The 12,919-nt window shown below is 65.1% G+C and carries 12 protein-coding genes and 1 tRNA gene; 8 read left to right on the plus strand and 5 right to left on the minus strand.

Translation table 11 applies throughout. The features are described from left to right. On the minus strand, nt 1-2,017 hold a 2,017-nt coding region (gene aceE / locus A5791_RS11215), incomplete at its 3' end, for a pyruvate dehydrogenase (acetyl-transferring), homodimeric type (protein ID WP_067235652.1). A gap of 171 nt (nt 2,018-2,188) precedes the next feature. Between aceE and A5791_RS11220 the strand changes: the two genes are divergently transcribed. The 4 genes from A5791_RS11220 (at nt 2,189) to A5791_RS11235 (ending at nt 3,865) form a co-directional block, all read left to right on the plus strand. Further along, a complete protein-coding gene (locus A5791_RS11220) occupies nt 2,189-2,776 on the plus strand; it encodes a hypothetical protein (protein WP_067235655.1) in 588 nt (195 codons plus the stop codon). A gap of 81 nt (nt 2,777-2,857) precedes the next feature. Next, complete coding sequence (locus A5791_RS11225) at nt 2,858-3,280, plus strand: DUF3052 domain-containing protein (protein WP_067235659.1); 423 nt, start codon at nt 2,858-2,860, stop codon at nt 3,278-3,280. After that, nucleotides 3,280-3,741, plus strand: a complete 462-nt coding sequence (locus A5791_RS11230) for a peroxiredoxin (protein ID WP_067235662.1) — start codon at nt 3,280-3,282, stop codon at nt 3,739-3,741. Before A5791_RS11225 ends, A5791_RS11230 begins: the two co-directional genes overlap by 1 nt. A gap of 49 nt (nt 3,742-3,790) precedes the next feature. Then, nucleotides 3,791-3,865 (plus strand) — tRNA-Val (locus tag A5791_RS11235). Between the two features lie 273 nt (nt 3,866-4,138). On the opposite strand, the gene A5791_RS11240 is transcribed toward A5791_RS11235, so the two are convergent. Further along, on the minus strand, nt 4,139-7,423 hold the full coding sequence (locus tag A5791_RS11240; protein ID WP_369828051.1) for a LuxR C-terminal-related transcriptional regulator: 3,285 nt from the start codon (nt 7,421-7,423) through the stop codon (nt 4,139-4,141). 143 nt (nt 7,424-7,566) lie between these two features. Here A5791_RS11240 and A5791_RS11245 point away from each other — a divergent pair, with 143 nt between their 5' ends. Next, a complete protein-coding gene (locus A5791_RS11245; RefSeq protein ID WP_197504660.1) occupies nt 7,567-8,361 on the plus strand; it encodes a sensor domain-containing protein in 795 nt (264 codons plus the stop codon). 87 nt (nt 8,362-8,448) lie between these two features. Further along, nucleotides 8,449-9,573 carry an epoxide hydrolase family protein gene (locus tag A5791_RS11250; protein ID WP_067235669.1) on the plus strand — a complete coding sequence of 375 codons (1,125 nt, stop codon included), beginning with the start codon at nt 8,449-8,451 and terminating at the stop codon, nt 9,571-9,573. 52 nt (nt 9,574-9,625) lie between these two features. On the opposite strand, the gene A5791_RS11255 is transcribed toward A5791_RS11250, so the two are convergent. Next, nucleotides 9,626-10,018 carry a VOC family protein gene (locus A5791_RS11255; protein WP_067235672.1) on the minus strand — a complete coding sequence of 131 codons (393 nt, stop codon included), beginning with the start codon at nt 10,016-10,018 and terminating at the stop codon, nt 9,626-9,628. Nucleotides 10,019-10,022: 4 nt separating this feature from the next. Further along, entirely contained in the window at nt 10,023-10,838 is an 816-nt protein-coding gene (locus tag A5791_RS11260; RefSeq protein ID WP_067235675.1) for an oxygenase MpaB family protein, read from the minus strand. A gap of 115 nt (nt 10,839-10,953) precedes the next feature. Between A5791_RS11260 and A5791_RS26455 the strand changes: the two genes are divergently transcribed. Continuing rightward, the gene (locus tag A5791_RS26455; protein WP_156661152.1) at nt 10,954-11,115 is read left to right on the plus strand and encodes a hypothetical protein; all 162 of its coding nucleotides are present in this window, start codon (nt 10,954-10,956) and stop codon (nt 11,113-11,115) included. A 68-nt stretch (nt 11,116-11,183) separates the two neighbouring features. Further along, entirely contained in the window at nt 11,184-12,116 is a 933-nt protein-coding gene (locus tag A5791_RS11265; protein WP_067235679.1) for a cobalamin biosynthesis protein, read from the plus strand. Here A5791_RS11265 and A5791_RS11270 read toward each other — a convergent pair. Continuing rightward, nucleotides 12,098-12,913: an SURF1 family protein gene (locus tag A5791_RS11270; RefSeq protein ID WP_067235721.1), complete on the minus strand. Its 816-nt coding sequence runs from the start codon at nt 12,911-12,913 to the stop codon at nt 12,098-12,100. The two genes, A5791_RS11265 and A5791_RS11270, sit on opposite strands and share 19 nt — an antisense overlap. Nucleotides 12,914-12,919 lie beyond the last annotated feature (6 nt).

A 12,919-nucleotide genomic window follows, 5' to 3' on the forward strand; every position in this document is an offset into this window, starting at 1 on the left:
GCAGGCCCTCACCGGTCAGCGTGGTACGCCCGGCGGTGGCCCCGAGCACGAAGCCGCGCGCCATCTGGTCGGACGCCGCCCAGAAACCGTCGCCGGTGCGCTGGAAGCCGAACATCGAATAGAAGATGTAGATCGGGATCATCGGCTCGTTTTGCGTGGCGTACGACGTGCCGACGGCGGTGAAGCAGGCCACCGACCCGGCCTCGTTGATGCCCTCGTGCAGGATCTGCCCGACTTCGCTCTCCTTGTAAGCCAGCATCAGCTCGGCGTCCACGGCGGTGTACAGCTGGCCGTTGCGGTTGTAGATCTTGAGGTTCGGGAACCAGGAGTCCATCCCGAAGGTTCGGGCTTCGTCGGGAATGATCGGGACGATCCGTGGTCCAATCTGCTTGTCGCGCAACACTTCTTTGAACGTGCGCACGGTCGCCATGGTGGTGGCGACTTCCTGTTGACCCGATCCCTTCTTCAGCGCCTTATAGGTGTCGCGGCCGGGCAGTGTGAGCGCCTTGGCCTTGGTCCGGCGCTCGGGGATGAAGCCGCCGAGGGTGCGACGCCGGTCGAGCAGATAACGGATCTCGGGGGCATCCGGACCGGGGTGGTAGTACGGCGGCAGATAGGGGTCCTCGTCGATTTGGGCGTCGCTGATCGGGATGCGCATGGCGTCGCGGAAGTACTTCAGGTCGGCCAGCGCAAGCTTTTTCATCTGGTGAGTGGCGTTGCGGCCCTGGAAGTGTGCGCCTAACGAGTAGCCCTTGATGGTCTTGGCCAGGATGACCGTCGGCTGCCCCTTGTGGTCGATGGCAGCGCGGTAGGCGGCGTAGACCTTGCGGTAATCGTGGCCGCCGCGTTTGAGGTTCCAAATCTCGTCGTCGGTCATGTCCGCCACCAGCGCCTTGGTGCGCGGATCGCGACCGAAGAAATGGTCGCGCACGTAGGCACCGTCGTTGGCCTTGTACGTCTGGTAGTCGCCGTCGGGCGTGACGTTCATCAGGTTGACCAGCGCGCCGTCCTTATCGGCGTGCAGCAACGCGTCCCATTCGCGTCCCCACACCACCTTGATGACGTTCCACCCGGCGCCGCGGAAGAACGATTCCAGCTCCTGAATGATCTTGCCGTTGCCGCGCACTGGGCCGTCGAGGCGTTGCAGGTTGCAGTTGATCACGAAGGTCAGGTTGTCGAGGCCGTCAAGCGCTCCGAGGTGCAGCAGACCGCGGCTCTCCGGCTCGTCCATCTCGCCGTCGCCCAAGAAGCACCACACGTGTTGGTCGGAGGTGTCCTTGATGCCGCGGTCGTGCAGGTAGTGGTTGAACCGGGCTTGGTAGATGGCGTTCATCGGGCCGAGTCCCATTGACACCGTGGGGAATTCCCAGAAGTCGGGCATCAACCGGGGGTGCGGATAGGACGGCAGGCCGCCGCCGGGGTGGCTGTGCTCCTGACGGAATCCGTCCAGTTGATCCGCGGTGAGTCGACCCTCCAGGAAGGCCCGCGCATAGATACCGGGGGAGGCGTGGCCCTGGATGAAGACCTGGTCGCCGCCGCCGGGATGCGATTTGCCGCGGAAGAAGTGGTTGAAGCCGACTTCGTACAGCGCGGCGGAGGACGCGTAGGTCGAGATGTGGCCGCCGACGCCCACGCCGGGCCGTTGCGCGCGATGCACCATGATCGCGGCGTTCCACCTGATCCAGGTCCGATAGCGACGTTCGACGTCCTCGTCGCCGGGAAACCACGGTTCGAGCTCGGTCGGGATGGTGTTGACGTAGTCGGTCGACGTCAGCGCGGGGATGGCCACCCGCTGTTCGCCGGCCCGTTCCAGCAGCCGCAGCATCAGGTAGCGCGCCCGCGCGTGCCCCGAGCGTTCCAGCAGTTGGTCGAAGGACTCCAGCCACTCCGACGTCTCTTCGGGGTCGATGTCGGGCAGGTAGGACGCGACACCCTCGCGGATCACCCGAACACGGTCGGGTTCGCTTGTGCTGCTTGGGGTTTTGGCCAAATCGGTGCGCGTGAACTCGGTGGTCAACTTCCGCTCCTGTAGTTGGCGGGGTATCTGCTTAGTGATCTTCCCCCTATCGTGCCGCACCGATGCACTGGGCGGGTAGCTACCGTCCGATCGCGGCCGCGGCCCGAGATTGCGCAACGAAATCGGTGCGTCCACGGCGGCTGCAACCGCGACCCGGTAACGTCATGAGCCGTGCTCATCGGATGGCGTGCCTACCCTCGCAGGCACGTGGGGGAGTTCCCCAGGCGAGGTGCTCTGGCGCTTGGTTGTGTGGCGGTTGTCGTGATCGGGATGGTCGGCTGTACCAAGGTCACCAACGGCACCGGCAAGGCCAACGGCAGTCTGGCCCCGGCCTACCGCTCGTCGGTGTCGATGTCGGTGTCGGCGTCGGCGGCATCGTCGAGTATTCGGGAGACCCAGCGGCAACAGTCGCTGACGACCCGCGCCATTCGCAGCGCGTGCGACGGCCTGGCCACCACCAGCAAGGACGCCATCGACAAGGTGAACGCCTTCGTCGCGGCGTTCAATGCGGGACGCAACACCGGCCCCACGGAAGGCCCGGCCATCGACGCCAGCAACAACAGCGGCAACACGGTGGAGAGCAGCATCGGGCCTCCGTTGTCGCAGGAGATGCAGGACGCATTCCGCGAGTACGTCGACGCGGTGCGCGGCGTTGCCAACGCGATCGCCACGCACGTGGGTTCGGCGGAGTTCAACAGACGGGTCGACCGGCTCAACGCCGCCAAGACCAGGTCACTGAAACTGTGTGTGGCCTCCTGAGGCGGGCATGTTCGACGTGCGCTGCATGTGCGACGATTAAGCCCATCGCACGGCGTGTGCATGGCTAAAGGAGGTCCCACGGTGGTCGCGGCGGATCACGCCCCGAGCTACGCTCGCAAGCTGGGCATCCAACGAGACCAAGTGGTCCAGGAGTGGGGCTGGGACGAAGACACCGACGACGACATCCGCGCAGCGGTCGAAGAAGCCTGCGGCGGTGAGTTGCTCGACGAAGACACCGACGAGGTAATCGACGTCGTGTTGCTGTGGTGGCGAGACGGCGACGGTGACCTGGTGGACACCCTGATGGACGCGATCTCTCCGCTGGCTGAGGACGGCGTGATCTGGGTGCTGACCCCCAAGACCGGCCGGCCCGGGCACGTGCTGCCCGCCGAGATCGCCGAAGCGGCACCCACCGCCGGCCTGATGCCGACGTCGTCGGTCAACCTCGGTAACTGGAGCGCCAGTCGGTTGGTACAGCCCAAGTCGCGGGCCGGTAAGCGCTGATGCTGGCTGTGGGGACCACAGCCCCGGACTTCACCCTGCGCGACCAGAACCACCAGCCCGTCAGCCTCGGCGACTACCGCGGATCCCAAAACGTCTTGCTGGTGTTCTTCCCGCTGGCCTTCACCGGCATCTGCCAGGGCGAACTGGACCAGTTGCGCGATCACCTCCCCGAATTCGAAAACGACGACAGCGCGGTGCTGGCCATCTCGGTGGGCCCACCGCCGACCCACAAGGTCTGGGCAGCCCAGAGCGGCTTCACCTTCCCGGTGCTGTCGGACTTCTGGCCGCACGGGCAGGTCAGCCAGGCCTACGGCGTGTTCAACGACGACGCCGGCTACTCCAACCGCGGGACTTTCGTCGTCGATCGGTCCGGAATCATCCAGTTCGCGGAGATGATGCAGCCCGGAGAGGCCCGCGACCAGCGGCTGTGGACCGACGCGCTGGCAGCTTTACGGGCCTGAGCGTTTTGGGTGGTTGGCCTTCGGGCGTGTAGCCTGCCCGGCGGGTATGGGGCGCGTAGCTCAGTGGTAGAGCTCTGGTTTTACACACCAGCGGTCGGCGGTTCGATACCGTCCGCGCCCACCAGGATCAGCGCATGTCATGGGTGCCGACCTGCGCAGGCATGTGACGGAACCGTTCGGCGCTGTGTATGGTCTCGACGACATCTACGCGTGCGACACGGGTTTGCTTCCGTTCAGCCCGATGGCCAAATGCTGACCGTAATCGCACTGGCCGACCGGCAGGCCGAAGTGCTGGCGAAGCGGTATGGGCGGTGACCGTTCCGGATTCGCATGCTCGCCGAGCGTGTAACCACTGCGAGAATCAAGCAGGAATTTAGCAGTGGTTACACGCTTGACGCTATCCAGTATGACGCGCGGCCTCCTGGGCAAGCTGCAGCCGCGAACTCAGCCCGAGCTTGGTGTAGATGTGGGTGAGGTGAGCGTGGACCGTCCGGTGCGAGACGAAAAGCCTTGCGGCGATTTCCTTGTTGCCTAATCCTTCGCTGACCAGCTTGACCACGTCGTGCTCGGCTCGGGTCAGCGATGCCCACCCGCTAGTGGCCCGCTTACGTTCGCCTCTGCGGCGTTGGGCGTAGGCGACCGCCTCGTCGAGCGACAGCGCGGCGCCCTCGGCCCACATGGCGTCGAACTCATTGTCGCCCAGCGCATCCCGTAACGCAGTCATCCGGCTCTGATTATCGGCGTCAAGAACCTTGAAGCGCACCATGCCCATCTGCATCTGGGCCGCGTCTGCAGCGCCGAACAGACGCGCCGATATCGGGTAGTTGCCCTGGTCGGCCGCCACAATGGCGAGGCATTCGAGCGCGAACGGAATGAGGAGATCACCGTTGAGTCGTGCCGCGAGATCGAGTCCGTCGTAGGCGTCGCGTTCGGCGGAGTCGAGTTCTCCCTGTGCGATCTTCACGCGGGCCCGCGCTATCGTGGCCGCCGCCAGACTCCAGCCTTTGGTCACAGACACAACGTCATCGGCCCACCGACGGGCCGCGGCCAGGTCGCCACACGCCAACGGGGCCAAAGCCGCAAAGATGTGCATCGGCGCCAGCTGGGGGTCCATAGTGGTGCGCTCGCGTGCCGCTTCATACGCCTGCCACGCCGCCGCGGCGTCGCCCGCCGCCAAGTGCACGTGAGCCGATGCCGCGTAGACGATTCCCGTGTAGGTGTCAAAGAGGTCGGTTGCCCGTTCGAAAGCCACCTCGACAGCCGTCCGAGCAGCGTCGATGTGACCCTGGTACGCAAGGGCGATTGCTTGAATCGACACTGCCTGCATCGAGAACATCGCTTCACCGGCCGCTGTGGTTTCCTCTTCGACCTCGCGAAGCTGCGTGAGGGCGTTTGTCAGGTCACCGTTTAAGATTTGCGCCCAGCCACGGACATAGCGGCACTGATGGGATACAAATATGTCGCCGCTGCCGTCGGCAATCCGGAGAGCTTCTTCGGCGACGGCCTGTCCCGCGTCGACAGGTTCGCCGAACAGCAGTGCGTACATCGCCTTTAAAGCGAGTGTTTGCCCCAGCCACCATGAATCACCGACGTCCCGCGCAATGTCCGCCGCTTCCGTGAAGTAGGCAACACACAGTTCGCGATCGTCGGCGGCGCGGCAGGCACATGCGGTCAGCGCTCGCGCCACAAGCGTCGGGTCGCCAAATTCGCGCGCCATTGCGAGGATTCGCTCAGCATTGTCGTGATTTACGGTCAAGCCCCGGAAGGACTCCAATACCACGCTGCCCACAGCAGCCCGCACACGTGCCGCCCGCGCATCGACGCCGTCGCGGTCCGCATCGGAAAGCGCAGCGGCTATCCAGTTCAACCCTTCCTGCATCAGGCCGCGCGACAGCCACAGCGGTAACAGCGACGACGCCAACGTCAGGGCAAGTTCGATGTCAGCGCTTTCCCGGCTCCATGCGAAAGCTGCACGCAAATTGTCGATTTCGGTCCCCGCTGCGTCGATGCGCCGTTGGTGGTCCGCGCCTGCCGGTGTGTCGAGCAGACCGGCCATCGCGGTGTAGTGGTCGCGATGACGGGTGCGGACGTCGTTGCCTTCGCGGGACTCGTGAAGTTTTTCTTGTGCGTACTGGCGGACGGTTTCCAGCAGCCGGTAGCGGGTGCCCTGCGCGCTGTCTTCGGCGACTACGAGCGACTTGTCGACGAGCAGCGTGAGCTGGTCGAGCACAAGGTAGCGCTCCGTCTCACCGGCCACAGCTTGGGCTGCGTCGAGATCGAACCCGCCGAAAAACACTGCGAGCCTTCGGAACAGCACCTGTTCGGGCTCGCTCAGCAGTGCGTGCGACCAGTCGACGGATGCGCGCAGGGTCTGCTGGCGTCGCACGGCGGTGCGAGCTCCGCCGGTCAACAGACGGAACGTGTCGTGCAGGCTGTGCAGGATTTCGTTCGGCGACAGCGCGCGGACCCGGGCGGCGGCGAGCTCGATGGCCAGTGGTAGGCCGTCCAGCCTGCGGCATATTTCGGTGACGGTGTCTTTGTTGGTTGCGGTAATGCGGAAGTCGGGCTTGGTCCGCCGGGCGCGATCACTGAACAGTTCGATGGCTTCGTCGGCCAGCGACAGCGACGGCACCCGCCAGCTCACCTCACCGGGGACGCCGATCGGTTCGCGACTGGTGGTCAGCAATGTCAACGCCGGGCAGCCGGCCAACAAGGCGGCGATCAAATCGGCACTGGCGTCGAGCAGGTGTTCGCAATTGTCCAGCAGCATCAGCATGTGACGATCGCGAATGAACCGCAGGATCAGCTCTGTGACGCGTTGGTCGGGCTGGTCGGGCAGCCCCAGCGCGCGAGCTACGGTCGTCGGTACCACGTCGGGGTCGGTGATAGGCGCCAGATCGACATACCGCACGCCGCCGGCGTATTCAGACGCAACTGACGCGGCGACCTGGACCGCCAGCCGCGTCTTACCAGCACCGCCCGCGCCGGTCAGGGTGACGAGTCGGTTCTCTCCAAGCGCCGTACCAATCCCCTTCATTTCGGTTTGACGCCCGATAAAGTTCGTCAGTTGCACCGGAAGGCGTTCGGCCGCAGTAGCATTCAGCGTACGCAGTGGTGGGAAGTCGTTACGCAGGTCCGGGTGGCAGAGTTGGATTGCGCGTTCCGGGCGGGGTAGGTCGCGCAGGGAATGGGTGCCCAGGTCGGTGAGGGTGACCTCCGGCGGAAGTTGGTCGACGACAAGCGGTTCGGTCGCGCCGGACAATAACGTCTGACCGCCGTGGGCCAGGTCGCGCAACCGTGCCGTGCGGTTGATGGCCGGGCCGATGTAGTTGCCTTCGTCGCGCAGCTGTACGTCGCCGGTATGCAGCCCGATACGCAGTTTGATCGGTGCCAACGCGGCCCGTTGCAGGTCGAGCGCGCAAGCGACGGCGTCGGCAGCCCTGGTGAACGCGATGACGAAGCTGTCGCCCTCGCCCTGTTCGACGGGTCGTACACCATTGTGTGCGGCGGTTGCCTTGGCCAATATCTGGTCTAGCTGCGCGACGGCGGCCTTCATCGCCTCGGGCTGGGTTTCCCACAACCGCGTCGAACTCTCGACGTCGGCCAGTAGCAACGTCACGGTTCCGGTGGGCAGTTCAACCATGGCCCGCATGTCCAAGTCGCTTCGCTCTGTTTCGCTCATGCTAGCCAGCATGCGGTGGCCTAGTGCTACGTATCATCGGCAAAATTGCCGATAGTTGCCGCTGGGGTATGCCTACGTCGCGGCTGGCGGCCGCCGTCCCGCTCAAGTTGTTTGCCCAGTTAGAGAGCGTATGGCAAGGTCGGGTGGGTGACCGAGTCAACGGCTTTCGGCGGACTGGTGATGACCACCGGTTGGCTTCCGTGCTGATTCCGATGTTCAAAGGCCAAGGGGGATCGGGCCCTTCGAGGCGGTTGGCGTTGGCAGCCGTCGTCGTTCTGCTCGCCGGCTGTGGCAGTGGCGGAAACTCCGCGGACACGAACGCCACATCCGCCGGCACTACAGCATCGTCACGGCCTCCGGTTGCGGCGGACGCCCTCGACGGGCTGTTGCTCAGTCCGGCCGAGATCGGTACCGCGATGGCGGCGGACGCCGAGGTGCCGGTCAAGGCGACTCTGTCGCAGATGGCCGACACAAGCGCCGGAAAGCCGGACAAGAATTGCCGATTCACCCAGCCGGCGGAGGCCACAATGTACGCGAACAGCGGGTGGAAGGCCGTGCGCTCACAGGAGCTGCAGGAACCTGTGCCCAACTTTGCCCATCACGTCATCCAGGCCGTCGTACAGTTCCCTGACGCCAACGGCGCTTCTAACTTCTTCAAGGCGTCTGCCCAATTCTGGCCGCTGTGCGCCAACCACGAATACCACGTCCTGTCGCCGGGCGGCCCGGACAAGATCTTCACCATGGGCGCGATCGACAACAGCAACAACGTTCTGAGCACAACCGATACGCTGCAGGACGGCAATGGCTGGGCGTGCCAGCGCGCACTGACCGCGAGCAACAACGTCGTCGTCGACGTCGCCGCATGTGCTACCAACCCCGCGCCCGGTGCCGCGGTTAACATTGCCCGCCAGATTGCCGACAAAGTGGGCAAGCTCTAGTCCGCCGAGCAGACGCAAAAGCACCCAAACCGCGCTGTTTTGGGTGCTTTTGCGTCTGCTCGCGAGGGAACACGGCACTATGAACGGGTGAAGCCGTTTCGCATTGACGTTCCCGATGATGTTCTTGATGATTTGCGGTCGCGGTTGGCGCGCACTCGATGGCCGGAGGCCGAATGTGTCGACGACTGGAGCCAGGGCATTCCACTCGCCTACACGCGTGAATTGGCCGGGTATTGGGGCGACCGGTATGACTGGCGTTCGCGTGAGGCTGCGCTGAACCGGTTCGACCAGTTCGTCACCGAAATAGATGGGCTCGATATTCATTTCATTCATCAACGATCCCCGCATGACGATGCCTTTCCACTGGTGATCACTCATGGCTGGCCGGGCTCGATTGTGGAGTTTCACAAGGTGATTGAGCCGCTGACGAATCCGACGGCTTACGGTGGCCGCGCCGAGGATGCCTTTCATGTGGTGTGCCCATCGCTGCCCGGATATGGGTTCTCGGGCAAGCCAACTCGCACCGGCTGGGGTGTCGAGAAGATCGCGCAGGCCTGGGAGACGCTGATGCTGCGGCTCGGCTATGAGCGTTACGGCGCGCAGGGTGGCGATTGGGGCGCTGCGGTAACCACGCAGATCGGCCGAAATGGCGGTCACTGCACCGCCATCCATCTGAACATGCCGATCGGCAGGCCGACTGCCGAAGCGATGGCCGATCCGACCGAGGAAGAGCAGTACGCCCTGGCCGAATTGGCCAAGCACCGCCAGTGGGGCACCGGCTATTCCAAGCAGCAGTCCACTAGGCCGCAGACGTTGGGCTACGGGCTGGTCGATTCACCCGTGGGCCAGCTGGCGTGGATTGTCGAGAAGTTCGAAGCGTGGATGGACTGCGACGGCAACCCCGAGAACGTGCTCACTCGCGACGAGTTGCTCGACAACGTGATGGTGTACTGGGTGACCGGCACCGCCGCGTCGTCGGCCCGGTTGTACTGGGAAAGCTTCAAGGTCTGGGGTCAGATGGACCGCGTCGAATTGCCCACCGGCGTAGCCGCTTTCCCCGGTGAGTTGTTGAAGGCACCGCGACGCTGGTGCGAGCCGGTGTACAACATCACGCACTGGACGAGCATGCCCCGCGGCGGGCATTTCGCGGCATTCGAGCAACCCGAGCTGTTTGTCGACGACCTGCGCGTGTTCTTCGCGACGGTGCGGTGACGTGGAACTCACCCAATTGCATTGGCAATAGGCGCTTTTACCCCAGCTCGCGCTAGCCGGGCGGTGCGAAGAACTCCAGGGCAATCCCGTCGGGGTCGCGGAAGCTCAACCCCGAGCCGTAGGGCGCGTCCACAATGCCGCCGTGTTCGATGCCCAGCTCGCCGAGCCGGGTGACCCACTGCTCCAGCTCGGCCCGGTTGGCACAGCCGAAGCCGACGTGGTCCAGGCCCACCCGGAACTCGCTGAATTTCTCGTCGGCCGCCGGGCGGTCATGCTGATGGATACCGAACAACGTGCGGCCCTCGAGTAGCCATACCAGATGCCGAAAGCCGGCTTCGGTGTGTTCGTCAAGCAGCGGTTCGCCTAGCAGCTTGCGGTACCAGGGGCCACTGATCTCGAGGTCGCGAACGGTGACAGCGACGTGGTTGAGCGCTGGGAAGGTCATGGGCCTACACGATCCGCCGGCCGCGCCGCGCGCGCGAACGCATGTCCCACAGGTAGAGCTGATAGCCGAAAATCCAGGCCCGGTGCGGAATCAGCCGGTCGGCCAGTCGCAGCGCGGACAGCAGCCACTCGAACCGGCGCTGCTGCGACTCCGACCAGTCCAGCCGCATCATCGCCCGGAACTCGGGGGCCAGGAACCCCGTCGTCGCGAACAGATTCAACGGTCCACCCAGCTTCCGCAACGGCCAGGGCAGGAACGCCATCGAGGCCACCCCGTGCAGGTGCTCTCGGACCGGCGGGTCGATCTGCAGCTCGTCGAGCGAGCGCTTCCAATACTCGTCGAACGCGACCCGGTCCGGCGGCCACATGCGTTCGGGTACCTGCAGGGTGGTGCCCAACCGCTTGGCGTCGAGATAGACGGCGTCGGCGCTGCCATCGTTGAGCGGGCCGTGCAGGAACTCGTGCTGGTCGACGAAGTAGCGGTACAGGCACGCGGCCACCCACAGCTGCAGTTTGGGGTCAAATGCGTTGTAGGACACGGGGCTTGACGACTTGGATCGCACCTGCCGATGCGCAACGTCCACGGCGCCGCGGATCAGTGCGCGGTCGGACTCGGTCCCGATGGTCGCCACCGCCAGGTAAGTGCCGGTGGTGCGGGCCCGCTTGAACGGGTGTTTGTAGACGTTCCCGCTGTCCACCGGGCTTTCCAGCACGCCGTAGCCGACGCCCGGCAGCGAGAGCTGCATGATCACGTTGGCGGCCGGCAACAGGGTCGCCGCCGGATTCAGAAGGTCGGCGACTCGGGTTGCGGGCCGCTTCATTGCGGGTTCCCGCCAGTTGACGTCATAGGTGCGAGTAGACCACGTATGAGGCGCTGTCGGCAGAATTTTTTGACGGCCTGCGATTAGCGTGCCCGAAAACGGGCATGTTCGACGCATGTCAACTGAACCGTCGCCCGTCGACGCCGGTTCTCCACCGATTACCAGTCCCTGCACCGGGCTGTCGGAGGGAACGTTCAAGCACGACCCAGAGGTGTGGTGGCTGCTGGGTTCGCAGCTTTTCGTAGTCGTCTTATTGGTCGTTCTGTTGGTCGTTTAGCCGAGGTTGATTGCGTCGCAGTGGGCGCAAGTGCCCGATGTACAGGGGCAATGTGAGACCCTGCCGGGATGCTTGGCTCCACAGGACAGCCCAGGGCCGTCGGCGTTGCGGCCGGCTACCTGGCCGACCTCGCGTTGGGCGACCCTGCCAGAGGACATCCGGTTGCATTGTTCGGCATGGCGGCGACGCATTTGGAGCGGATCACCTACCGCGACAGGCGGATGGCCGGCGTCGTCCACGTAGGCGTTCTGGTCGGCGCGGTGGGATCGCTTGGCGTGACGGTGCAGCGCCGGCTTCCGGCCGTCGCGGCCATCGCGGTAGCAACCTGGATATCGGTGGGCGGAACGTCATTGGTGCGCACCGGCACTTTGATGTCGGAGCTGCTAGGAGGCGACGACATTCAGGCTGCCCGACGGCTGCTGCCTTCTTTGTGCGGGCGCGATCCAAGCCGGCTGGACGGCCCCGGCCTGATCCGCGCCGCGCTCGAATCGGTCGCCGAGAACACGTCCGACGCGCAGGTGGCGCCGTTGCTGTGGGCCGCGGTGGGAGGCGCGCCCGGCGTGCTGTGTTATCGCGCGATCAACACGCTGGACTCGATGATCGGCCACCGCTCGCCGCAGTATGCGCGATTCGGTTGGGCTGCAGCAAGACTCGACGATGTAGCCAACTACGTAGCTGCCCGGGTGACGGCAGCTCTGGTCGTGGTGTGCGCGCCCGTCGTCGCAGGATCACCGTCGGGTGCGGTGCGGGCCTGGCGGCGCGACGCCGCCCGTCATCCCAGCCCGAACGCCGGCGTCGTCGAGGCGGCTTTCGCGGGGGCGCTCGGCGTGCGGCTCGGCGGCCCCACGCACTACCAACACGAGCTGCAGATCCGGCCGCAGCTGGGCGACGGTCGGGCGCCCACGGTTGCCGATCTGCGCCGCGCGGTGCGGCTGTCGCAGGTGGTGCAGGCGGGCGCGGCGGTGCTGGCCGGTGCGCTGGCTTATCGCCGGCGGCCGTAGCGGTCGGCGAGTTTCTGCTCGACGGTCATCGGAGCGTCAGGCTTCGGTGCCTGCTGCTTCTCCTGACGTCGGACGCGCAGTTCGGAGTAGGCGAAATAGCCCAAGCCGATCGGAGCGAGGATGCCGAACGAGATCCACTGGATGCCGTAGGACAGGAACGGGCCGGCGTCCAGATGCGGCACGCCGATCACGCCGAGGCCGCCGGGTTGGTTGTCGACCAACTGCAGGTACGACCCGGCCAGCGGGACTTTGGTCAGAATCGCGATCTGTTCGGTGTTGATCGAGTACACCTGCCGCACACCGTCTCTGGAGAACGGCTCTTTGTCTTTGACGAGTGGCTCGGAGTCCCGCAGCCGCGCGGTGATGCTGACCGTGCCCTCCGGCGGCCTGGGAATCGGCGGCACATGCGAGCCCTGCTCAGGACGCACGTAGCCACGATCCACCAGTACGGTCGGGCCGTCGTCGACGACGAAAGGCATGAGCACCTCGAAGGCCTGGTCGCCCTCGACCACGCGCAACCTGGCCAGCACCTGAACGTCGGGCAGATAGTGCCCCGTCGCCGTCACCGTGCGCCACTGCTGATTCGGCGCCGACGAATCCTGCTGCGGTAGCAGGGTTTTCAGCGGCACCGGCGGGGTGTTGAGGGAGGTCTCGATTTGGTGGTTCTCCCGCGATGTCCTGGTGTTCTTGCCTAGCTGCCAGGGTGCGAGCACCGTGAAGCACAGGTAGGTGAAGGCGATGACCACCAGGATCAGCGCTATCCAGCCCGGTCGCAGCAGGAACGCCAGGCCCCGCATGAAACG

Source organism: Mycobacterium sp. 852002-51163_SCH5372311 (assembly GCF_001667115.1).
Lineage (GTDB): Bacteria > Actinomycetota > Actinomycetes > Mycobacteriales > Mycobacteriaceae > Mycobacterium.